At 57.0% G+C, this 21308-nt stretch carries 17 protein-coding genes; 13 read left to right on the top strand and 4 right to left on the bottom strand.

Annotated elements, in window-relative coordinates; all coding sequences use genetic code 11:
• Positions 1 to 5: 5 nt before the first annotated feature.
• The gene (locus VIL80_RS04725; protein ID WP_332034996.1) at positions 6 to 401 is read left to right on the top strand and encodes a glycine zipper family protein; all 396 of its coding nucleotides are present in this window, start codon (positions 6 to 8) and stop codon (positions 399 to 401) included.
• A 319-nt stretch (positions 402 to 720) separates the two neighbouring features.
• Positions 721 to 2442: a purple acid phosphatase family protein gene (locus tag VIL80_RS04720; RefSeq protein ID WP_332034995.1), complete on the top strand. Its 1722-nt coding sequence runs from the start codon at positions 721 to 723 to the stop codon at positions 2440 to 2442.
• A 70-nt stretch (positions 2443 to 2512) separates the two neighbouring features.
• Here the strand turns inward: VIL80_RS04720 and putA are convergent, their stop codons facing one another.
• Positions 2513 to 5659 carry a bifunctional proline dehydrogenase/L-glutamate gamma-semialdehyde dehydrogenase PutA gene (putA, locus tag VIL80_RS04715; RefSeq protein ID WP_332034994.1) on the bottom strand — a complete coding sequence of 1049 codons (3147 nt, stop codon included), beginning with the start codon at positions 5657 to 5659 and terminating at the stop codon, positions 2513 to 2515.
• A gap of 150 nt (positions 5660 to 5809) precedes the next feature.
• Here putA and VIL80_RS04710 point away from each other — a divergent pair, with 150 nt between their 5' ends.
• The 3 genes from VIL80_RS04710 to VIL80_RS04700 all read left to right on the top strand — a co-directional run bounded on the left by VIL80_RS04710 (position 5810) and on the right by VIL80_RS04700 (position 8624).
• Positions 5810 to 6313 carry an Lrp/AsnC ligand binding domain-containing protein gene (locus VIL80_RS04710; protein ID WP_318954288.1) on the top strand — a complete coding sequence of 168 codons (504 nt, stop codon included), beginning with the start codon at positions 5810 to 5812 and terminating at the stop codon, positions 6311 to 6313.
• Between the two features lie 126 nt (positions 6314 to 6439).
• A complete protein-coding gene (locus VIL80_RS04705; protein ID WP_332034993.1) occupies positions 6440 to 7357 on the top strand; it encodes a DMT family transporter in 918 nt (305 codons plus the stop codon).
• 109 nt (positions 7358 to 7466) lie between these two features.
• Complete coding sequence (locus VIL80_RS04700) at positions 7467 to 8624, top strand: acyl-CoA dehydrogenase family protein (protein ID WP_332034992.1); 1158 nt, start codon at positions 7467 to 7469, stop codon at positions 8622 to 8624.
• A 41-nt stretch (positions 8625 to 8665) separates the two neighbouring features.
• Here VIL80_RS04700 and greB read toward each other — a convergent pair whose 3' ends face one another.
• A complete protein-coding gene (gene greB, locus VIL80_RS04695; RefSeq protein WP_332034991.1) occupies positions 8666 to 9181 on the bottom strand; it encodes a transcription elongation factor GreB in 516 nt (171 codons plus the stop codon).
• Between the two features lie 139 nt (positions 9182 to 9320).
• Between greB and VIL80_RS04690 the strand changes: the two genes are divergently transcribed.
• The 5 genes from VIL80_RS04690 (at position 9321) to VIL80_RS04670 (ending at position 15851) form a co-directional block, all read left to right on the top strand.
• The gene (locus tag VIL80_RS04690; protein ID WP_527250105.1) at positions 9321 to 10106 is read left to right on the top strand and encodes a response regulator transcription factor; all 786 of its coding nucleotides are present in this window, start codon (positions 9321 to 9323) and stop codon (positions 10104 to 10106) included.
• Positions 10103 to 11368: a sensor histidine kinase gene (locus tag VIL80_RS04685; RefSeq protein WP_332034990.1), complete on the top strand. Its 1266-nt coding sequence runs from the start codon at positions 10103 to 10105 to the stop codon at positions 11366 to 11368. The genes VIL80_RS04690 and VIL80_RS04685 overlap by 4 nt, the downstream gene beginning before the upstream one ends.
• 138 nt (positions 11369 to 11506) lie before the next feature.
• Positions 11507 to 13108 (top strand): phosphoethanolamine transferase, encoded by a 1602-nt coding sequence (locus VIL80_RS04680; RefSeq protein ID WP_332034989.1) that lies wholly within the window; start codon positions 11507 to 11509, stop codon positions 13106 to 13108.
• The gene (locus VIL80_RS04675; RefSeq protein ID WP_332034988.1) at positions 13105 to 13818 is read left to right on the top strand and encodes a phosphatase PAP2 family protein; all 714 of its coding nucleotides are present in this window, start codon (positions 13105 to 13107) and stop codon (positions 13816 to 13818) included. Before VIL80_RS04680 ends, VIL80_RS04675 begins: the two co-directional genes overlap by 4 nt.
• A 353-nt stretch (positions 13819 to 14171) precedes the next feature.
• Positions 14172 to 15851: an LTA synthase family protein gene (locus VIL80_RS04670; RefSeq protein ID WP_332034987.1), complete on the top strand. Its 1680-nt coding sequence runs from the start codon at positions 14172 to 14174 to the stop codon at positions 15849 to 15851.
• Between the two features lie 39 nt (positions 15852 to 15890).
• Here the strand turns inward: VIL80_RS04670 and VIL80_RS04665 are convergent, their stop codons facing one another.
• On the bottom strand, positions 15891 to 17849 hold the full coding sequence (locus VIL80_RS04665; protein ID WP_332034986.1) for a S9 family peptidase: 1959 nt from the start codon (positions 17847 to 17849) through the stop codon (positions 15891 to 15893).
• Here VIL80_RS04665 and VIL80_RS04660 point away from each other — a divergent pair.
• From VIL80_RS04660 to VIL80_RS04650, 3 genes are all read left to right on the top strand, one after another.
• Complete coding sequence (locus tag VIL80_RS04660) at positions 17848 to 18108, top strand: hypothetical protein (protein ID WP_332034985.1); 261 nt, start codon at positions 17848 to 17850, stop codon at positions 18106 to 18108. The genes VIL80_RS04665 and VIL80_RS04660 overlap by 2 nt on opposite strands.
• Positions 18109 to 18127: 19 nt before the next feature.
• Positions 18128 to 19000: a beta-keto acid cleavage family enzyme gene (locus tag VIL80_RS04655; protein ID WP_332034984.1), complete on the top strand. Its 873-nt coding sequence runs from the start codon at positions 18128 to 18130 to the stop codon at positions 18998 to 19000.
• Positions 19001 to 19142: 142 nt separating this feature from the next.
• On the top strand, positions 19143 to 20666 hold the full coding sequence (locus VIL80_RS04650; protein WP_332034983.1) for an alanine/glycine:cation symporter family protein: 1524 nt from the start codon (positions 19143 to 19145) through the stop codon (positions 20664 to 20666).
• 5 nt (positions 20667 to 20671) lie between these two features.
• Here the strand turns inward: VIL80_RS04650 and VIL80_RS04645 are convergent.
• Positions 20672 to 21308 (bottom strand): acyl-CoA carboxylase biotin carboxyl carrier protein subunit (locus VIL80_RS04645; RefSeq protein WP_332034982.1); only part of this gene is annotated, 637 nt, incomplete at its 5' end.

Here is a 21308-nt window from a genome sequence, read left to right as displayed (position 1 = left end):
TGCCAATGAAGCTCAATATCTTGGCCGCTGTGGGCCTGAGCGCAGCAACTCTTTTTGGGTGTGCCTACCAACAGGAGCAGGTACCCGGAGCCGGCAACATTGTGATCGACAGCCAGGGTGTCAACATGCGCCAGTATCAGCTGGATCTGGCGGACTGCAGGGGCCTGTCCACGGCTGCACGCAATGACGCCGGACGACGTGGTGTAACCAGGGCCGTTGGCGGGGCGCTTCTGGGTGGCGCCCTGGGGGCAATCATCGGCGATACCAGCAGTGCCGCGGCGGCAGGTGCCGGTGCCGGTGCGCTACTCGGCGGGGTCAGTGGTGTCGGCAGCTCGAATGTGGAGGCGAATTACATCACCCGCAATTGCCTGCGGGGTCGCGGCTATCGCGTATTGAACTAGGTACGCACCGGATTTACTCCAAGTACTATTCGGCAACTCACAGGACTTGGCTTGGCCGGAGTAACCCTCCGGCCTTTTTTTGTGCGACTAAAAAACGAGCTTGGTAACCGGGTTGTCATGAAAAATTCACTTTTCTGGCGGCCATGAAAAAAAATATGCCTTTAGAATTCCCGGATCATTTACGGGGGTGCACATGCGGTTATTTTTCAATCTGACACTTACCTTGTTGTTGCTCTGCATTAGCGGAATCTCCGCGGCAGGGACTTCTGACAATGTCCACAGAGAACTCAAAGAAAAGGTTTCGCATATTATTGAGCGCATGTCGGTCGAGTTATCACCAGCGCAGCGAATCGCCCTGACTGCGGAATCTGCTGCAGAATTTCTTTCCCGCGATGAGCGGGATTACCTGGCCACCAGCTTTGCCCGCTTTGAGGTGGATCGCCCGGCCACAATTTATGTTGCGTTCGATGCGTCCTATGGCGAGACACCGTTCTGGCTGACAGACCTGCGGTTTACCCGCAGGGCGGAGCTCGATTTTGTAGTGGATGAGGAGGATCCTTATCACGTCTGGTCAAAACCGGTGGGCGCCGGGCAGGTGAATCTGGGCGTACCGAGCCTTTCCGGAGAGTTGAAGCCGTATCTGGTATTTGCCGGTGCGGCTGAAGGAGAAATGCCGGTAAATATTACACCGCTGATTACAGGCGTGGATGTACAAGTCGCCAAGGTTGGCGGGCTGCCGTTTATTGACGACAACGATTATTTCAACACTTTGCCGAAATCACTGGCCGGTCTGCCTGTGTTGCGGAGTTTTGAAAGCTGGGAGCTGGTGTCGCGCTTTGTGGGGTATTTCCGCGAAACCCGCTATCCGTCATCGGCTCGCCCCGACCACCTGCAATTGACCTGGCAGGGTGACCCCGCGACCTCCGCCACGGTGCAGTGGCGCACCGATAACAGCGTGAGTGAAAGCCTGTTGTGGATGGCCCCGAAATCCCAATTCCTGGCTCGTGGAGCCAGTGCTTTGCGGCGTAAAGTGGCAACGTATACCGAACTGCACAGCCTGCAGGTGGTAAATGACCCGGTTGTTCGCCTGCATCGGGTTGCGCTTGATGGCTTGCAGCCGGCTACGGATTATCTCTATGCCGTCAGCACCGATATGGGCAGAAGCTGGACGGCACCGCGGGAATTTCGCACTGCGGCAAACGCTCCCGTCGAGCCGTTTTCATTTGTCTACCTGGGGGATCCGCAGAATGGACTGGATCGCTGGGGCCAGCTGATCCGCCAGGCAGATTTCGAATTCCCGCACGCGCGTTTTTACATGATTGCTGGCGACCTGATCGACCACGGCCAGGAGCAGGATAATTGGGATCAATTCTTCCATGAGGGCAGCTCTGTATTCGACCGCTCCATGGTGGTGCCAGCCCTTGGCAACCACGATAGCCACGGAGGACATCCCGCGCTCTACCTCAAGCAGTTTGCACTGCCGGGTAACGGCAGTGACAAACTGGATCCGGGCCGCACCTACCACGTAACCTATCAGGACCTACTGGTTGTGGTGATGGATTCCAATTACCACCTGGTGGAACCGGAGCTGCAGGCCGAGTGGCTGGACCGGGTGTTAGGGGAGAGTGACGCCCGTTGGAAAGTGGTCATCTACCATCACCCGTTTTATGCCTCGCGCGATGGCAGGGACAATCAACCCCTGCGGGATGCGTGGGGGGCGATCTTCGACAAGCACCATGTGGATATCGCCTTTCAGGGCCATGATCATGCCTATATGCGCACCGTTCCCATGCGTGGCAATGAGCCGGTTGCGGCGGGCGAGCAGGGGACTATTTACCTGGTGGCGGTTTCCGGTACCAAAATGTACGAGCAGCAGCTGCCGGAGTTTGCCGCATTCGGTGCGGTGAATACCCGTACCTATCAGGTTATTGATGTGGACCCGATATCGGGCTCTCTCGAGTATCGCGCGATCGACGATCGCGGTGATGTGATTGACCGGTTTTCGCTAACCAAACCCGCAGGTGTGTCGGCGCGGCGATAACCCGCTGAAGCGTTTTGTTTGAGCAATAAAAAAGCCCGGGATGCCCGGGCTTTTTTATTTTCAGGGGTTGTTACTGCCCCAGGGTAAACAGCTGCGTATTACCGCCTGTTGCCACGGTGTTGACCGTCTTGGTCTTCTCGTTGGCAAAGCGGAACAGGTAGTGTGGGCCGCCCGCTTTGGGGCCGGTACCGGAGAGGCCCATGCCGCCGAAGGGGTTCACACCGACCACTGCACCCACCATGTCGCGGTTGATGTAGCAGTTGCCCGCGTCAATGCGCTTGAAGATAGCGCCGGCGCGGCCTTCGATGCGGGAGTGCAGACCGAAGGTCAGGCCGTAGCCGGTGGCGTTGATGCGACGGATCACATCTTCCAGCTCCTCGGCCTTGAAGCGCACTACATGCAGGAAAGGACCGAAGACTTCGCGCTTGAGCAGATTGATGTCCTTGATCTCCACCACCTGCGGACCGAAGAAGGTGCCGCTCTGCGGGCGCTTGCTTTCGTCAAACGCAAACAGGGTTTTGCCTTCCACATTCATCAGTTCGCGGTGTCTTTCCAGCATGCCGAGGGCTTTCTCGTCAATCACTGGGCCGATATCGGTTTCCAGTTTGGACGGGTCGCCCAGCACCAGCTCTTCACACGCGCCTTTCAGCATGGTCAGCAGGTTGTCGGCGATCACGTCCTGCACACACAGGATGCGCAGGGCGGAACAGCGCTGGCCGGCACTCAGGAAGGCGGAGTTGATCACGTCATCCACGACCTGCTCGGGCAGCGCGGTGGAGTCTACGATCATCACGTTCTGGCCGCCGGTTTCCGCGATCAGCGGCACGATGGGGCCGTCTTTGGCCGCCAGCTGCATGTTGATGTGCTTGGCGGTTTCGGTGGAACCGGTAAAGGCCACACCGGCAACGCGTGGGTGATCCAGCAGCGGTTTGCCGATGGCGGCGCCGGTACCGGTGATCAGGTGCAGAACCTTCTGCGGGATGCCGGCTTCGTGCATCAGCTGTACGGCGCGGGCCGCGATCAGCGGGGTCTGTTCCGCGGGCTTCGCCAGCACCGCGTTACCCGCGGCCAGTGCCGCAACCACCTGGCCAGTGAAAATGGCCAGCGGGAAGTTCCACGGGCTGATACACACGAACACACCGCGTCCGCACAGGCTCAGTTCGTTGCTCTCGCCGGTAGGTCCGGGCAATACGGTGGGCTTGCTGAAGTGCTGGCGCGCGCCGTTGGCGTAGTAGCGGCAGAAATCCACCGCCTCGCGCACTTCGCTGATACCGTCGTTCAGGGTGCGGCCGGCTTCGCGACAGATCAGCGCCACCAGTTCATCGATATGCTGCTCGTACAGATCGGCAACCTTGTCGAGGATCTTTGCACGGGCTTCACCGCCGATACGGTTCCATGCGCGCTGGTGTTCGGAGGCGGACGCAAAGGCCTGGTCGATCAGCGCGGCATCGGTGTTGGCGGTGTGGCCAACAACTTCACCGGTCGCGGGGTTGACTACCGCCAGATCGGCTTTGCCGGCAATGCCGTCGACGATGGGGCCACCGGTCCAGGTCTTGCCTGCAGACGCTTCCACCGCCTGCTTCAGCGGAGCAAACGCGATTGGGTCGGTCAGCTCGAAGCCGTGGGAGTTTTTCCGCGGCAGCGCTTCGTGGCCGATATAGATATCGCCCGGCACCGGAATTTCCGGGTGACGGTAGGGATTGCAGGCTTCGCTCAGTTTCAGGGTGTCCTGCACCAGTACGTTGACCGGGGTGTTCTCGTCCATAAAACGGTTGACGAAGGAACTGTTGGCCCCGTTTTCCAGCAGGCGGCGCACCAGGTAGGGCAGCAGGTCGCGGTGTGCGCCCACCGGCGCGTAAACGCGCACCGGCACGCGCTTGCCGTGTACCGCTTCGATCTGGTCGTACAGCAGGTGGCCCATGCCGTGCAGGCGCTGGAATTCGAAGTCGCTGCGGTTGCCGGCCATTTCCAGGATCAGGCCCACGGTGTAGGCGTTGTGGGTGGCGAACTGCGGGTAGATCGCATCGTTGGCATCCAGCAGTTTGCGTGCACAGACCTGGTAGGAGAGGTCGGTGTGGCATTTGCGGGTGTATACCGGGTAATCGCTCAGGCCCATCTGCTGGGCGTGTTTGATCTCGCTGTCCCAGTAAGCACCTTTTACCAGGCGCACCATCAGCTTGCGGCCGCTGTCGCGACCCAGCGCGATCAGCCAGTCCGCCACGTGGGGGGCGCGCTTCTGGTAGGCCTGCAGTACAAAGCCGAGGCCCTGCCAGTCTTTCAGGTCCGGATCGCGGGCCAGGGCTTCAAAAATATCCAGGGAGATATCCAGGCGGTCCGCTTCCTCGGCGTCGATGTTGAGGCCCATCTGGTACTTGGCGGCGGCGGCGCACAGCGCTTTCACCTGCGGCAGCAGCTCATTCATCACGCGTTCGCGCTGCAGTTCGCTGTAACGGGGGTGCAGGGCGGATAGCTTGATGGAAATACCGTTGGCTTCCACCACATCGCGCTTGGTGTTATCGGCACCGATAGCTTCGATCGCCATCATGTAGGAGTCGAAGTAGCGGTTGGCGTCGGCCATGGTGCGGGCGCCTTCGCCCAGCATGTCAAAGGAGAAACGGGTACCTGGCTTGTTCTCCGCCGGACCGCGCTTCAGGGCTTCCTTGATGGTGCGACCGAGCACGTACTGGCCACCCATGATCTTCATGGCCTGCATCATGGAAGTGCGGACCATAGGCTCGCCCATGCGACTGACGAGTCTCTTCATCCAGGTGGACGGCTTTTCGGTAATATCCGGATCCAGTTCGACGATGCTGCCGGTGAGCATCAGGCCCCAGGTGGAGGCATTCACAAACAGGGAGTCAGACTGGCCGCGGTGGCTGGACCAGTCACCGGAGTGAACCTTTTCCGCGATCAGCTTGTCTGCAGTATCAGCATCCGGTACCCGCAACAGGGATTCCGCCAGACACATCAGCGCCACACCTTCCTTATTGGAGAGGCCAAATTGCTGCAGGAAGGCGTCCAGCGTGCCGCGCTTGCTGCGCTGCTCGCGGGATTTCACCACCAGCTGGCTGGCGGTGGCGAGGATCTTCTCGCGCAGGGCTTCGCCCGGGCGCGGGGCGGCCAGCAGTTCGCTGACGCACTGGTTTTCGTCGGCATGCAGGTATTCACGGGCCTTCTGGCGCGCGTTCTTCAGATCCCCGGCGAAGTGAGTTGGCATAGATTTTCCCTCTAAACTCCCTGATACAAATTGGGTGCAGGATAAAAACCCGGATTATGTGGTAAGTCTCCCAGAATTAATCGCCATTTTAGAAAAGAGTGTGGTTAAATATAGGGCGTATTAGCTTGATCACCAGTAGGGTATTTTGTCATGTCTCGGAAATTGGAAGATCTGGATCGTATTGACCGTCAGATTCTGCGGATTCTGCAGCGTGCAGGCCGCCTTCCCAATGTGGAGCTGGCCCGTCGCGTCAATTTGAGCCCCACACCCTGCCTCGAGCGGGTGAAGCGGCTCGAGCGCGAGGGCTTCATCAAGGACTATGTGGCGCTGCTCGATCCGCTGAAGGTACATGCGGGCCTGGTGGTCTACATCCAGGTATCCCTGACGGATACCGCAACGGAAGCGCTGGAAGCCTTCAATAAACATGTGTCCGGCCTCGACGAGGTTCAGGAGTGCCATATGGTGGCCGGTGGTTTCGACTACCTGGTAAAAATTCGCATCAAGGATATGCTCGGATACCGCCAATTCCTCGGCGAAAAGCTGGCTTCCGTTCCCGGCGTACGGGAAACCCACACTTATGTGGTTATAGAGGAAGTGAAAACCGATACTTCGGTTGCGGTTCCCGATCCGGAGCCCAAAAGCGGCAAGCGCTGATTGGCTGGCGTCCGGTAAAGATGGCAGGTGCTTGGCGCCTGCCATCTTTGTTTATAGCGATATAGATTTTTCGTCGAATAAAAAAAACCGTATGACTCATCGGTTCTGTCAGTCGGTGTCAATAAAATGACTGAGCAATCAGCTTCCGTGAAGCAGGGCAATCGACGTGCGACGCTACTGGCGTTGGCGGCAGTGCTCTGCTGGTCCACCGTGGCCAGTGCCTTCAAATTGTCGCTGCAATATCTCTCACCCCTGCAGTTGGTGTCCATCGCCTCGGTGGTTTCCGCTTTATTCATGTTTGGTGCAATCTGTTGGCAGCGACGGCTGCCCGAGCTAAGCACCAGCTGGCGAGCCAATTACAAGTGGTATCTCGCTCTCGGGTTTTGCAATCCGTTCCTCTATTACCTGATCCTGTTTAATGCCTACGCGCTGTTGCCGGCGCAGCAGGCGCAGCCGCTGAACTACACCTGGGGTGTGGTGTTGGCACTGTTGTCCGTCCCGTTACTGAAGCAGAAATTGCGCCGCCAGGATCTGCTGGCGGGGCTTGTGTGTTACACCGGTGTACTGGTGATCGCGACCCGGGGCGATGTCTTTGCGCTGCAATTTGATCAACCATTTGGCGTTGCGCTGGCGCTATTCAGTACGGTGATCTGGTCCTGCTATTGGCTGTTGAATACCCGTATCGGCGGCAATGCCGCGGTGAATCTGTTGCTGACATTCTGCTGCGGCCTGCCGTGGTTGATGCTGGCGATCTGGTGGCAAGGCGGTTGGCAGTGGCCGCCGCTGGCGGGCTGGCTGGGTGCCATTTATGTCGGCCTGTTCGAAATGGGCATCGCGTTTCTGCTGTGGCAGGGCGCGCTGATGAGTTGCGACAATACTGCGCGCATCAGCAACTTTATCTATCTGTCGCCGCCGCTCTCGCTGGTGCTGATTGCGCTGTTGGTGGGTGAAAAAATTCACATCGCCACGGTCGCTGGCCTCGGGCTGATCCTCCTGGGCGTAGCTATCCAGCAGGGGGCATTGCGGCGTCTTCTTCTGCGGTGAAGAGCGTTACGAAAAATTAGCATTGATACAACTATAAACCGACACAACAATAACCAGGCTGTGTAGCGTCAAAGGCTGCGCGGTGCGCGAAAATGAGTGAGAAAACGTCATGAATTTTGCATTGACCGATGAACAACAGATGATCCAAGAGGCCGCGCGCCAGTTTGCCGATAGCGAGCTGAAACCCATCGCTGCCGACCTGGACAAGACCGGCAATCGCCCGCTGTTTCTGGAGAAGCTGAAGCAGCTGGCGGAACTCGGATTTATGGGAATCAATATCGACCCGGAGTTCGGTGGCACCGGTGCCGGTACCATCGCCTTCAGTCTCGCTATTACTGAAATAGCGCGCGGCTGCGCCTCTACCGCCACCACCACTTCGGTAACCAATATGGTGGCGGAGGTAATCCAGGCGATGGGAACCGACGCGCAGAAAAATTACTTCCTGCCAAAAATCTGCAGCGGCGAATACGCCGCGGGTTCCTTCTGCCTGACAGAACCGAGCTCCGGCTCCGACGCGGCCGCCATGCGCACCCGTGCCGTGAAAGATGGCGACGAATACGTGCTGAACGGTAGCAAGCTGTTTATCAGCAGTGCCGAGTTTGCCGGTGTATTTGTGGTGTGGGCGGTGACCGATGCATCCGCAGCAAAAGGCAAGGGTATATCCTGCTTCCTGGTGGAAGCCGGCACTCCCGGGCTGGTAATCGGCAAGGCCGAAGAAAAAATGGGGCAGAAGGCTTCGGTTACCAACGAAGTGGCCTTCGAGGATTGCCGTATTCCCGCCACCAATATGCTCGGGGATGAGAATCGCGGTTTCCGCATTGCCGCTGGCGAGCTGGCGGGCGGGCGCATTGGCATCGGTTCACTGGCGCTGGGTATCGGTCTGGAAGCGCTGGACTGTGCGCGCAGCTATCTGCAGGAACGCCAGCAGTTTGGCAAGCCACTGGCGCAATTCCAGGGCCTGCAGTGGCAGCTCGCGGATAAGTACACTGAGATGGAAGCGGCGCGTCTGCTGTTGCTGCAGGCCGCGTGGCAGAAAGACGCCGGCCAGCCGTTTGGCCCCGCCGCGTCCATGGCCAAGCTCTACGCCTCAGAGAAAGCCAACGAAGCCTGCTATGTGGCGCTGCAGATGCACGGCGGTGTTGGCTATACCAAGGAGTTTCCGCTGGAGCGGATGGCGCGGGATGTGCGTATCACCACCATCTACGAAGGTACCAGCGAGATTCAGCGCCTGATTATCGCGCGCCATCTGTTGGAAGGGGTGCGCTGAGGCAGGGACAGGCTGCGACAAGCTGTCGTTGTCGCAGCCTGTTAATCTTCCGCGGAGATCTCCGAGTATTCGATTTCACAGATGTAGTAGGTGACCCACCTCTCCATCTGCTGGATTTCCACTTCGTCGTCGAGCCGTTTGCCGAGCAGGGCGCGGGCGACAGGTGAGTCCATGGAAATCAGGCCTTCCTTTACATTGAATTCGTCGGGTCCGACGATGCGGTACTTTACTTCCTTGCCGCTTTCGTCTTCCAGGGTCACCCAGGCGCCAAAAAAAATCTTGTCGCGTTCCTCGGGAACCCGATCCACCACAGTAATTTCTTCCAGACGCTTGGTGAGAAAGCGCACTCTGCTGTCGATTTCCCGCAGTCTTTTTTTGCCGTAGATGTAGTCGGCGTTCTCGCTGCGATCGCCGAGCTTAGCGGCGTCGCTCACTGCCTGCGTGACCCGGGGACGTTCGACCTCCCAGAGTTGTTTGACTTCCGCACGCATGCGGCGCGCGCCTTCCGGAGTGATGTAGCGGGAACCCCGAGGGCGGGGCGGTCTCCAGCGTCCCATTCAAAATTTCCTTGTATAAACGATGGCCGGTGCCGAGCGACTGGGGCAATCAGCGGGACGGCATCATATATGGAAAGTAGTTGACCAGAAACCTGGCGCATCGCCTCCGCATCAACATATGGGAGGAGGCAAGGGGCCGATGTCCGATCCGGACGGTCGCCTGCGCATTAAGTTGCAAAATTGCCTTGCTAGTCACTGGGCAAGCACCCAGAATTTTACCCCCAAGCGGCGGCAACTGGAGTGGGCCATGCGGATACTGGTGGTGGAGGATAATGTCGATATTCTCGCCAATGTACTGGATTACCTGGAACTGCAGGGTTTCAGTGTCGATTGCGCGCAGGATGGCCTCAGTGGACTACATCTCGCCGCAACGCATCACTACGACCTGATTGTGCTCGATATCATGCTCCCGGGGCTCGACGGCTACCAGTTTTGCCAGCGGCTGCGGGAAGATGCGCGCAGGGATACGCCGATTCTCATGCTGACCGCCCGGGATGCATTGGAAGACCGGTTGAAAGGACTGCGGGCAGGGGCCGACGATTATCTGATCAAGCCCTTTTCCCTGGCCGAGCTGGTGGCCAGGATCGAGGCGATAACACGGCGCAGTAAGGGCGTCGGTATGACTGAACTGCGCGTAGCCGATCTGGTATTCGATCAGTCGACACACCTTGCAACCCGGGCCGGGCAGCCACTGAAACTGAACCCCATGGGGGTCAAACTGCTGGTACTGCTCATGCGCAAAAGCCCGGCGGTGGTCAAGCGCGAAGTGATGGAAATGGAAATCTGGGGTGAGGATATCCCCGATCGCGACAGTTTGCGCAGCCACATCCATCAGCTGCGTCAGGTCGTCGATAAACCCTTTGCCAAACCGCTGATTCATACGGTGCATGGTGTCGGCTATCGTCTGGCGGAGACGGAATCTTGAAAACACGTCAGCCGCTTAAGCAGCGAATTGTATTGGCGTTTGTGCTGATGACGTTATTGACCAGTGGGGCCTTCTCATTCGGGATTGTTGAAATTGTCCACCATGTCGAAGAGCGCCTGGTATCCACGGGGATGCGTTCGAATCTCGAGGTGGCCATGGATGCACTCGGCACCGGCCGGGCGGTTCAATTGGACAAGAGCGAGAAGCTGTACACTACTGCCGCGTACCAGTTTTACCCTCCGCCCGCGTTCCTTTCCCTGAAACCGGGATTTTCTGAAGTTGTCTCAGGGGAGCACGCCTACTACGTATTCAAATTACAGCGCGATGAGGATGTTTACATCCTAGTACAGGATCAGCAGGAATTTGAGGCTCGCGAGCAGTTGATCTATCAGGCGGTGCTGGCCTGTTTTCTTGCCAGCTTACTGATGGCCTGGGTATTGGGGTCGCTACTGGCAAATCGAGTGCTAAAGCCAGTTGCCCAGCTCGCCGATGATGTTCGCTCCGGTGCGCGATTCAAAGGCCGTGAGCTGCTTGCGAAAAACTATGCGGAGGACGAGGTGGGGAGGTTGGCGGAGGTATTCGATAAGACCTTCGAGCAACTGAGGCAGTCGCTGGAACGGGAGAAACTCTTTACCAGCGATGTGAGCCACGAGCTGCGCACACCGCTGATGGTTATTGGCACCTCCTGCGAACTGCTATCCCATTCTGCCGGACTCTCAGAGAAGCAGATCAAACAGGTCGACCGCATCCACCGTGCCAGTGCGGAAATGCTGGAGTTGGTGGAAACCCTTTTGCTGCTAGCGCGGGAAAAAGGGGCAATGACCGAAGGGGCAAAATTCGTGTCCCTGAATGAGGTGGCTACGGAACAGGGTAAAATCTGGGGTGCGCAATTTGCGGCCCGTGGTATCGATTATCGCTGTACCCTTGAGGAACCGGATAACAACCAGTATCAGGCCATTTTTCTGCGGACCGTGATGTCCAATCTGTTGCGCAATGCCCTCCACTATACGGATGAGGGAACGGTGGATTTGCAATTGTTCAATGGCGGGTTCCGGGTAGAGGATACCGGGCCGGGTATTGCGCCAGAGCAGCAACCCCGCCTGTTCGAGCCATTCCAGCGCGGCGCTCATGCCAGGGGCGAGGGGCTTGGTCTCGGCCTTTCCCTGGTCAAGCGCATCTGTGAATATCAGGGTTGGAGTGTCAGTGTCCATCAGTTACAGCCCCGGGGTTGTGTGTTCTGTGTAAACCTGCGGGCTGACTAGCTGTTAAGGGGTGTGATTACACGCTATTTCCTTGTTTTCGCCCCATTTTTGACAAAATTTTGACATCACGTTAACGCGCTATTGACCTTCTCAAGCCTAGTCTGCCGGTGAGTCCACTCGCCAATGGCAAGGTTAGAGATGTCCGTGCTGAAACAACGTCAATATCCCGCATTTCTGGTAATCGTCGCAGTGTCGGTTTGGGTGACGATTACCGGCAATTATTCTTTTTTTTCTAATTTGCTCGATGTATACCCTGTCTCCTGGATGAACATAGGGTTCATCGGGTCTCTGTCAGTACTACTTGTTGCGGTGACCAACATCCTGGTGTCGCCGTTTGCCGTCGGGCGCATGTTCAAACCGGTGCTGGTATTGGTGCTGCTGATTTCGGCGGCGTCCGCGTACTTTATGGATGCTTATAACGTCATTGTCAGCAGTGAAGTGCTCGAAAGTGCACTGCAAACCGATGCATCCGAATCCCTGGGCTTGCTAAATACCCGCCTGTTTATGTATCTGCTATTGGCGGGTGTACTGCCCGGTTTAATGGTTTGGGTTTTGCCAATCAAGCATCAGGGCGTATTCCGGAGTTTGCTATCCCGTGGAAAGCTGATGGCTATTTCCTCGGTCGCCATCGTCGCTATGCTATTGCTATTCAATAGCAGCTATGCCTCCTTCTTTCGCGAGCATAAATCCGTTCGTTTCTATACCAATCCGGAAACACCGATTTATACCGCGATTAAATACGCCAAGCAGAAACTGGATGTCGCTGAGCATGTTGCCTACCAAAAAATTGGCCTCGATGCCAAACAGCAGCCGGTGGAGGGCAAAAGACGGCTGATTGTGCTGGTGGTGGGCGAAACCGCGCGCTGGGATCATTTCTCGCTGAACGGGTATGGGAAAGCCACGAATCCGACTCTGGCACAGCGCGATGTGGTTAGTTTTGACCATGTCTCCTCCTGCGGCACGGCCACGGCGGTGTCGGTGCCCTGTATGTTCTCGATTCTGGATAGGGATCACTACAGCGAGAGGGTAGCCAAGGCCAGCGACAATGTGCTGGATATTGCCCAGCGTGCAGGAGTTACTGTTGCGTGGATGGACAACAATTCAGACTCCAAAGGCGTGGCGCTGAGAGTTCCCTACACCAGTTACCGCAATCCGGAAATCAATCGGCAATGTGACGACGAGTGTCGGGATATCGGCATGCTCGACGGCGTCCAGAAGCTGGTTTCCAGCACCCCGTCTGGCGACATCCTGGTGGTCCTGCACCAGATGGGCAGCCACGGCCCGGAATATGCCAAACGCTACCCGAAATCCTTCGAGAAATTTAAGCCGAGCTGTTCCAGCAACTTGCTGGAAGAGTGTAGCCAGGAGGAAATTGACAACGCGTACGACAACTCGATCCTGTATACGGATTTCTTCCTGGGGCAGGTAATTGATTACTTGCGGTCGGTATCCACCGATTTTTCTCCGGCGATGTTATATATCAGCGACCACGGGGAATCCCTGGGTGAGAAAGGCATTTTCCTGCATGGATTTCCCTATGCGCTGGCTCCGGAGTCGCAAAAGCATGTGCCGATGATTTTCTGGTCTGGCCGGGAGTTTGCACAGGTACAACACAAGCTGGAAGAGCCGGACTTTAGTCATAGGGAGTTTAGTCAGGACAATCTGTTCCACACGCTGCTGGGACTTTTGGATGTGAAGACCAGTGTTTATCAGCGAGCCATGGATATTTTTTCTTCATGAACCATCGCAGTCTGCTTGTACAGCTCGCCGTGGGAATTTCCCTGCTGGGTATAACGCTTCTGCTGTGTGAGCAGACCAGGATCGATTTGTGGGTTCAGGACAAGTTCTATATTTCCGGTACTGCGAGCTGGATTATCGATAAGCATGACCAACTGCTGCGGATACTGTTCTATACAGGCCCCAAAGCTGTGTTGAAGGTAGTGCTCGGGCTGGCTCTGGCGGCAGCGATTTTTTCCAGGAAAATCCACTGGGCGCAAAGCCATAAAGAAGGAATATTGATCGTTTTACTTTCCACGGTGCTGACGGTGGCCCTGGTCGGCCTTTTGAAAGGGGCGACGGATGTTCCTTGTCCCAGTCAATTAACTCTTTTTGATGGAAGCTATCCTTACAGTACTTTCTGGTTGCATACCCTGTCTCCTGAGCAAGCGGCACGGGCTCGCTGCTTTCCCGCGGGGCATGCGAGCGGTGGATTTGCATTGCTTTCCCTTGCGTTCCTGTTCCGGAGCCGGATGAACCGGTTCATCGGTTTTGCTGTGGGAATGGGGCTGGGATGGACCCTGGGTGTATACAAAATGGCCATCGGCGACCATTTTTTGAGTCACACCCTGGTGACAATGTGCCTGGCATGGATTGTATCGGTACTGGTCGCCATGGCTGTTTTTCGCCTGTGCGGCCGGTTTCCGGCTGGAACTGTTGCAAGTACTCTGTAATCTCCCTGAGCGATCCTCGCCTTTTCGTTGACAAATTTTTGACAGTTGGACTGTTAGATTCCTGGCAGTGAAGTCAATTTGTTAACGGCGAAGTTCCATCTATGTATCGTTACAGGGCCCTTACGGTTGTAGCCAGATTCATCATTTGTACCCTTATGGTGCTAATGGCATCCCGGTTGTATCTCTGCATAATCTATTTCGACCGGATCGGGTCATTAGCGGACGTCGTTAGCATTTTTCTCAAAGGCGTCCGTGTAGACCTGGTTTTGATTGGGTATCTATATACCGTGCCACTGCTAATGGGTATCTGGATTTCCGATGGAAAACCCTCCAGGTTTTTCAGCCCGATATTGATGACCTGGCTGGTGCTGGCACTGGTCCTGGTGGTCTATATGGAAGTGGTCACACCGGAATTTATTCTGGAGTATGACACCCGCCCCAATCGCCTGTTTATTGATTACCTTATCTATCCCCAAGAAGTCTTCAGTATGTTATGGCAGGGATACAAACTTGCGATTTTGTGCGCGGTTTGTGGCATTGCCCTGGCATATTTCCTTGGAAAAAAACTGCTGTCAGGCGGCCTGCTGTCTGCCAATACTGGCGCGACCGGAACAAAGCTCGGCTTCACGATCTTGATGCTCCTGGTCTGTGTACTCGTGACCAGATCCAGCCTCCAGCACCGTCCGTTTAATCCATCGATGGTATATTTCAGCAACGACAACCTGGTGAATTCATTGGTACTGAATTCAGGCTATTCCGTGTTGTACGCCGCCCACAACACGTCTTCGGAGGCGCAGGCGTCGGACCTGTATGGCCGGATGCGCGATGAGGAGGTGATCGCCAGTGTAAGAGACGGCGCGGATCAATCGGGGGTGCCTTTTGAGTCCGATGAAATCCCCACCTTGCGCACACATCGGGCGTCGTATCAGGGCAGGGCGAAAAATATTGTCATCCTGCTGCAGGAAAGCCTCGGTGCGCGCTACGTTGGCAGCCTGGGTGGTGAAAATCTGACCCCGAATCTGGATGCGCTGATGGAGAAAGGATGGCGGTTCAGCAACGCCTACGCGACCGGAACCCGCTCCGTACGTGGCATCGAGGCGGTCTTTACCGGGTTTTCCCCGGGGCCGTCGCGCTCCGTGGTAAAACTCGATAAAAGTCAGTCCGATTTTTTTACCCTCGCATCCTTCCTGGAGAAGCATGACTACTTTACGCAGTTTATTTACGGCGGAGAAAGTCATTTTGACAATATGAAGAGCTTTTTTCTCGGGAATGGGGTGGAGGATATTGAGGATCTGACCAAGTTTGCGAATCCCAAGTTTGTGGGCTCCTGGGGGGCATCTGACCAGGATCTGTACGAGGAGGCCCACAAGCAGTTTCTGGCGCTGAGCAAACGTTCGCAGCCTTTTTTCAGCCTGGTTTTTTCTACCTCCAACCACAGCCCCTGGGAATTTCCGGATAGCTGCCCGGCGAGTTATACCGGTGACCGGGCGAGTCGTGAAAATGCCGTGCGTTACGCCGACTGTGCGCTAGGTGAGTTTATCCGCAAGGCTGAGAAATCCGACTACTGGAAAGACACGGTATTCCTGATCATTGCCGATCACGATTCCCGCGTGACCGGTTCAAATCTGGTACCCATCGATCGCTTCCGGATTCCCGCGCTTATCCTGGGTGGCGGTATTCCGGCGAAATCCGATAGTCGTCTGGTTTCGCAGATCGATTTTCCGACCACACTGTTGTCACTTGCCGGGGTCAGCGGGAAACATCCGCTGATTGGGTTTGACCTGACCAAGGAGGTCGCCGTAGACAAGCAGAGGGCGATGCTGCAATACGGTGATAATTTTTCGTGGCTGGGTGTGGATCATGCGGTCATTTTGCGACCGCAACTCCCACCCAAGGTCTACACCCATGACGGCAGCCATCTGCTGCGCGAATTGGAGGCCGGGGGCTATACCGACGAAATAGCACATGTCCGCGGAAATGCCCTGTGGAGCAATCTCGCCTACACCAAAGGGCTGTACCGCTTGCCGTATTAGTGGGCCGAATGGTGTTGCAGGCGGTGCTTTACCTGAGCTTTACGGCAAGTTGTCGACGTGAATGCCCGGGCCCGGCTCGGGTAGTGCAAAGCCGAAAATACGGCTGTAAAACTCCAGTTCACCCTCCAGTGCCATGCGGATGCTGCTTGCGGCACGGAACCCGTGTCCCTCGTCCTCGAATGTGATGTAGGCCACCGGAATACCGCGCTCGCGCAGGGCCGTCACCATGGTTTCGGCCTGGTTTGGCGGCACCACCTTGTCTTGCAGCCCCTGAAAGAAAATTACCGGGCAATCGAGTTGTTCGATGTGATTGATCGGCGAGCGTTCCCGGTACACCTCCGTCGCTTCTGGCCAGGGGCCGACCAGTTTATCCAGGTAGCGGGACTCGAATTTGTGTGTATCGCGGGCCAGGGTAGAGAGGTCGCCGATACCGTAATGGCTGGCGCCAGCGGAAAACGTAGTGTGGAAGGTCAGTGCGGCCAGCACGGTATAGCCGCCGGCGCTGCCGCCCTTGATTAACAGGCGCCCGGGGTCAGCGAGCCCCTGCTGCACCAGATATTCCGCGCCAGCGCACACGTCTTCCACATCGAGAATGCCCCAGTTGTCCTGCAATCGGTCGCGGTATTCGCGCCCGTAACCGGTACTGCCGGAGTAATTCACGTCAAGGATGGCAAAGCCGCGGCTGGTCCAGAACTGCACCTTCAGGTTGAGACCGGCTGAGGTGGCGCCTGTGGGACCGCCGTGACCGAACACGATCAGCGGGGGTTTTTCTCCCGCGGGTGCGCTGTACTGCGGGTTGCACGGCGGATAGTAAAAGGCGTGCACCACACGATCGTTTTCCCGGAAGGAAATGGGTTGTGCGTGGGAGAACCAGGCGGTGTCGACCGGGGCGGCACTGCTGCTGGCGATGGTGGTAAATCGGCCGACGTCGGCCTGGTACATTGCCACTGCGGGAAAATCTGCGGCACCGCTGGAGATGAACAGCGCCAGGTTCCCGGCGCAACTAATACTTTCAAAGTCGCAGCCTGTGTGCTCCAGCAGTTGCGGTTTGCCGGTGTTGAGATCGAGGAGTGCCAGCTGCCAGCGGCCATCCCGGGTGTAGGTGCAGAATATGCGCTCTTCACTGAGAAATCCGTAAGTGGACATGCCGAATACCCATTGCGGAGTGGCGAACTCCGCCTCTACTTCCCACAGCGGCTTGTCGCTTCCCACGCGATAGATATTCCACCAGTTGTTTTTGTCGGAGACGTAATAAAGTTGGCCCGAAGGTGACCACTGTGGTTGAAAAATGGACTCCCGCTTACCGCCAGCGATACGGTGGGCTTTGGTTATCGCACCGGTTTGATCCAGCTCCGCCAGCATCAATTCAGTGGCATCCCACGGCATATCCGGGTGATGCCACTGCAGGAAACTCAGTTGCGTTCCATCTGGACTCAGGGCCGGGTTGGAATAGAAATCTGCGCCTTCGGCCAGTATGGTGAATTTTCCGAAGTCGCCGTCCTGTTTCAGATCAATGGCGATCAGGCGGGCAACGGCTTCGCGTTCGGCTTCACTTTCGTCCTCCAGCACACAGATCAGCCGATTTCTGCGGGTATCCAGTTGCAGGTCGGCATAGTGCCAGGGACCTTCCGGGGTAACCGGTTCGGGAACAGCACCGCCCGTGGCGATGCGGTAGATGCGCTGGTCGGCCGCGAGCACGAAGTAAACGTAGCCTTGGCCAACGGTATATACACCGCCACCGTATTCGTGAGCCTTTGAGCGCACACTCAGTGGTGCGGGAATCAGGTCGCGGCGGGTGAGGCGATCACCACTGAGGTCACATTCCACCAGCACAGAACGGCCTTTTTCCGCCGGGCGCGATTCCAGCCAGTAGGCTTTGCCGTCGAACAGGCGCGCCTCGCTCAGGCGTACATTGCCGCTAGTGAGTAACTCCGCTTTGATTTGCGATGCCCAGCTGCCAAATGGGGCGATAGTTTTCGGCGGTGTTGCTTGTGGCATGAGCGAGCGTTTCTCCTGGTATCTGACGGACGAATGGCAAGTGGGGCATTGTACGTCGGAGCTGGTGTGGTACAAGCGGCGCTGCGAAAGCGCATTGCTGGCTTATTTCCTCGACGGAAAATTGCATTTAGGCCGGTTAAGCCATAGGCTCACAGTGACAATCAAAACCAAGCAATTGCTTGGTTGGGTGCGCACAGCCGAAGCGGTATCTGCTGTAATCGGCAAACCACCAACAATTCAAAATAGCTATAAAAATTAACACTCGCCGGGAGAGTCCAGTGTCTGCCAATTTGCCCGTTTCCGATGAAGTTGTGATTACCTGTGCGTTGACTGGGGTGCTGACCAATCCACTCCAGCATCCGGTGCCGGTCACGCCTGAGCAAATGGCGGCATCCGCCAGGGAAGCGTACGACGCCGGGGCTTCGGTGATGCATGTTCACTTTCGTTCCCAGCAGGAGGGCAGGGGGCATTTGCCAAGCTGGGATCCGCAGGTGGCGCTGTCCATTGCAGATGCTATCCGCCAGGCCTGTCCCGATGTCATTCTTAATTTCACCACCGGCACCATCGGGCGCGATCAACAGGGCGCGCTCGATTGCCTGCGCGCCGGCCGCCCCGAGATTGCCGCGTGTAATGCCGGAAGCCTGAACTACCTCAAGGCGCGCGCAAATGGGCAGTGGGCCTGGCCACCCATGCTGTTTGAAAACACCGTGGAAAAGGTCGAGGAGCTGCTTGTGGTATGTCGAGAGCTGGAAATCCGTCCGGAGTTTGAATGCTTCGACGTGGGTATCCTGCGATCCGTCGGTATGTTTGCGGATGTGGGCATGGTGGCAAAGCCTAATTACAACCTGGTGATGGGCGTGGCTTCCGGTATGCCGGCAGACGCTGACCTGCTTGATATTTTGCCGCGCTATATGAAACCCGGTGCCCTGTGGCAGACCACCCTGATTGGGCGCGAGGAAATCTGGCCGGTGCACCGCAAAACCGCTGAACTGGGAGGCCACTTGCGCACCGGAATGGAAGATACCTTCTATCTCGCGGATGGCACACGGACCGCGGGAAACGGGCAGCTGATCGAGGCGCTGGTAAAGGTTGCGGAAGACGCGGGCCGCAAGGTGGTGTCGCCACAGCGTGCGCGCGAAATCTTTCTCTAGCTGGTGGGCCAACTTCCCGTTGTCGGGCCGCTTTCCGCTCCTGGTAGCAAGTTTCTCGCGGGCTGCTAGTCTTGGGTTATGCGTCTATTGAAACGCCAAATCTGAGAAACTTCCTTCCTGATATGTGCTAGTGGAGTTGCCCATGGAAGCTATCCTGGATGTCCTTGGGGCAGTGATCGCGTGGGGGAACAACCTGACCTGGGGTGGCATCGGCGGTATCTGGTGGTTGGGAATTCTGATCGCCGCGCTGTTGCCCGCGGGCGTCTACTTCACCGTGCGCACCCGTTTCGTACAGGTGCGCGGCTTTCTCCAGATGTTGCGCGTCATGTGCCACAGCTTCCACAAAGAGCACGATGACTCGGTTTCTTCTTTCCAGGCATTTGCCACCAGTGCTGCCGCCCGGGTAGGCACCGGCAACATTGCCGGCGTCGCGGTGGCCATCACCGCCGGTGGCCCGGGGGCGGTGTTCTGGATGTGGGTGGTTGCGGTCCTGGGGATGGCGACCAGCCTGATCGAAAATACCCTGGCGCAGGTGTTCAAGGAGCAGGGTGAAGTTCCCGGTACCTTCCGCGGCGGGCCGGCCTACTACATCGATAAGGGACTGGGAAAACACTGGAAGTGGCTTTCCGTGGTGTTTTCCGTATTCCTGATTATCTGCTTCGGGTTTTTCTTCAACGCGGTGCAGGCCAATGCGATGGCGGAAGCCATAAATGCGGCCTGGGGATTCAATCCGCTGCTGATCGGTGCCGTTATTTCCGTGCTCGCGGCGGTCATTGTGTTTGGCGGTATCAAATCCATTGGGCGATTCGCCGGAATTGTTGTGCCGATCATGGCGCTCTGCTACATCGCAATCGCACTTTTTGTCATCGTCGCCAATATTGCGAAGCTGCCTGAGGTATTTGGGCTGATTTTCAACAGCGCGTTTGGGATGCAGGAGGCGGGTGCCGGAGCCTTTGGGGCAGTGGTGGCCAACGGCATCAAGCGCGGCCTGTTTTCCAATGAGGCGGGTATGGGGTCATCCCCGAACGTCGGGGCCGCCGCGGATGTAAAGCACCCTGTGGTTCAGGGATATGTGCAGATGGCTTCGGTGTTCCTGGATACCATGATGATCTGCACCGCGACCGCCGCCATTATTTTACTCAGTGATGTGGAGCTGAGCGGTATGGTGGAGGGGGTTACGCTGACTCAGTCCGCGCTGTCCAGCCAGGTGGGGAGCTGGGGGAACAGCTTTGTGGCCCTGGCGCTGCTGTTCTTTGCATTTACCTCGATCATTGCCAATTACTACTACGCGGAAACCAATATCTTCTATTTGTGGCATACCCGCTTTTCCATTTTTTGCTACAGGGCCCTGTACATCATTTTTATCCTGTTCGGTGCCTGGGTCGCCTCCAGCGGTAGTGAAGATCACTTCAAGTTACTTTGGGATATGGCGGATATGTCCATGGGGTTTATGGCTTCGGCGAACCTGCTGGCCATTCTGTTACTTTCTGGGGTGGCCCTGCGGGTGTTCGCGGATTATGAAGAGCAGCTTCGCCAGGGAATCAGAGAGCCGGTATTTGACTCGCGCCGGCACCATATCCCCGGTATCGAACCCGAAGTCTGGAGCGGCGGCCCCCACACCCCGGGGGAGCATGCGAATCAGGCTGTCCCCCGGAAAAATCATTGAGCGACTCAGCCCGCATGTTCGATTTCGATAATCAGTTGTCCGCTGTGCACTTGATCACCGGCATAGGCATTTACCCGGGTGACAACGCCTCCGCCATCGGCGCGCAGCGCATGTTCCATTTTCATGGCTTCCATGGTTGCCAGTAGGGAACCACTTTCCACCGTAGCGCCCGGCTCGATACAGATCTGGGTGATGCACCCGTCCATGGGCGCCAGGATGAGGCCGTTGCCGGAATCGCTCACCGGTTGCACCGGCATATAGGTCTCGTCGGCAAATGACCATAACTTCTGCTGGAACAGCATCGACAGTTGCCTGTCGTCAATGTGGAAGAGCACCGGATGGATTGCGCCATCGATACGGACGGCGAGCTCGCCACAGGAAGGAATGGCATTTGCTGCGGGAGCGAATGCAACGGTATGGTGTTTTTCCGCTGTCACTACCACGGTGTAGTCGTAACTTGAAGTTGCACACAGGACCGCGGCAAAGGAGTGGTGGCCATCACTCAGCCGGTATTCCCGGTTAAACGGAAGCTGCCCTGACTGCCAGTTGGCAGCGCCGCTGGCGAAATCTCTCGCAGAAATCCCCGCGTGGTGGAGCAGCGCACAGGCGAGGGCGTGTGCCTGGGTCGCAGATTCGCCGCCC

The sequence above is a fragment of the Microbulbifer sp. genome (genome assembly GCF_036563125.1).
In the GTDB taxonomy this organism is placed as follows: Bacteria; Pseudomonadota; Gammaproteobacteria; order Pseudomonadales; family Cellvibrionaceae; genus Microbulbifer.
The sequence above is the reverse complement of the archived record's forward strand: the minus strand, read 5'-3'. Positions and strand labels throughout refer to the sequence as shown.